This is a genomic window from Candidatus Erwinia dacicola (assembly GCF_001756855.1).
GTDB classification, from domain to species: domain Bacteria; phylum Pseudomonadota; class Gammaproteobacteria; order Enterobacterales; family Enterobacteriaceae; genus Erwinia; species Erwinia dacicola.
On the sequence record NZ_MAYS01000532.1, the window covers coordinates 1 to 1,620 of the forward strand.

Genomic DNA, 1,620 nt, shown 5'->3' on the forward strand with positions numbered 1-1,620 from the left:
TACAGATAAGCCCAGCGTCCGTTGACCTTCACGTAGGTTTCATCGAGATGCCATGAGCCAAAACCGGAAGGTTGACGCCAGTACCAGCGCCGCCGCTTTTCCATCTCAGGTGCAGAACGCTGAACCCATCGATAAATCGTGGTGTGATCAACATTTACCCCTCGCTCAGCCAGCATCTCCTGCAGCTCACGATAACTGATGCCATATTTGCAGTACCAGCGGACGGCCCACAGGATAATATGACGCTCAAAATGTCGACCTTTAAATGGGTTCATGTGCTGCTCCTTCAACTAAACAGTGGCATCAGTTTACCATCGCCAGATCTTTGCAACAGTGCCGTTTTGGCAACACCTACAAGAATGCAGCCGCTGTTTACGCTGCTGTCCGCTCACTCTGCTGAGGTGGACTTCAAACTGCTCACAATGCCTGGACGGGTTGTGCCCTGACTTCCGGTGCGGACCAGGAAGCGCTACGTCACTTGCTCTGGCGCGTAGCAAAAGACAAGTGACGCTGCTGTAAAAGCCGCGCAAACCCGCTCACCTCGGGCACTGAGAGGTTTTCACGAAAAGTGTTACGGCGTGATAGGCAAATTCAAAGGTAAACCAACAGAGATTTCACCAACAATCCGCCCCTTTCGGGCAACATTTCAAACAGGAGGTAAAACGACTCGGTATTGAGGCGATGCTCGCTAAAACGAGCATGTGGTAGCAGCCTGACGCAAGTCAGCCCGGCGTATGCCGCGAACAGGACGAACTCCTGGGGTGCTATGCAAGAACTAAACACATCGTCGCTCCGATGCACAGATACCAGTCACGAGGCTTAAAGCCCAAACTCAAACCGCGCCATCGGAGCAGGATGTTATTTGTAGTTGTAGTGAGTCGGTTATCCACGAACTCCCCGGTCGGCATGACGCGCCTTGCGTCGCGCCACCGCTCCCGCTTGCCCGCCCCCCTTGATGATGGCGGGCGGCACTGGCTTTGCCTCGGGGGATTTGTGGATAACCGGTTGCCAGAAAGGGGGTCTATGTCTAAATTGTCAAAAGATATGGTTACGCTGGCCCGTCAGTCGGGAGGGAGCTTCAAGACAGTTGCTGACCGAATGAAAATGGCTGATCGCATCGCCGCGCAGTTGCTGGCGATGAATATCCAAATCAGACAGGCCAGGAATATCAAACCGAAACATGTGGTGATGTACAAAGACCAGCGGTTGGCTCAAGGAATATCCAAACGAACTATTCAAAATGAGATCACAACAATACGAACCATCTTGGCGACGTGTGGCAAGACGATCATGGCCCAGTCCGATTCCATCAGCAACAAGACGCTGGGGATCGGGGGGGCAAGCCGTTCGGGCACAAAACAGGCCATATCGGATACGACTTTCAGCGCGGCAGTCCAGTATGCTATGAAAGAGCATGCTGGTGTTGCCTGTAGTGGTCAACTAATACTGGCCACAGCATTAGACTGTAAGTAGTACAGCCGCTCAGATTCGTTGGGCGTTAGACTGCCGTTATACCAGTGGGGCCTGATAGCGCTGTAATATCCCGTTATATAGCGGATTATCGCGCCCTGGGCTTCGCTGAAGCTGTTATAGCCCTTCGTCGGCACCCATTCGGTCTTC

2 protein-coding genes and 1 pseudogene are annotated in these 1,620 nt (G+C 53.0%); 1 reads left to right on the forward strand and 2 read right to left on the reverse strand.

Annotation, left to right across the window (positions count from 1 at the left end; genetic code table 11):
- A partial coding sequence (locus BBW68_RS13455; RefSeq protein ID WP_148127483.1) for an IS6 family transposase occupies positions 1 to 275 on the reverse strand: 275 nt, incomplete at its 3' end.
- Positions 276 to 1,023: 748 nt separating this feature from the next.
- Between BBW68_RS13455 and BBW68_RS13460 the strand changes: the two genes are divergently transcribed.
- On the forward strand, positions 1,024 to 1,473 hold the full coding sequence (locus BBW68_RS13460) for a phage integrase N-terminal domain-containing protein (protein WP_070135745.1): 450 nt from the start codon (positions 1,024 to 1,026) through the stop codon (positions 1,471 to 1,473).
- On the opposite strand, the pseudogene BBW68_RS17110 reads toward BBW68_RS13460, so the two are convergent.
- Positions 1,437 to 1,620 (reverse strand): annotated as a pseudogene (locus tag BBW68_RS17110) (IS3 family transposase); the annotation flags it as partial. The gene BBW68_RS13460 and the pseudogene BBW68_RS17110 sit on opposite strands and share 37 nt — an antisense overlap.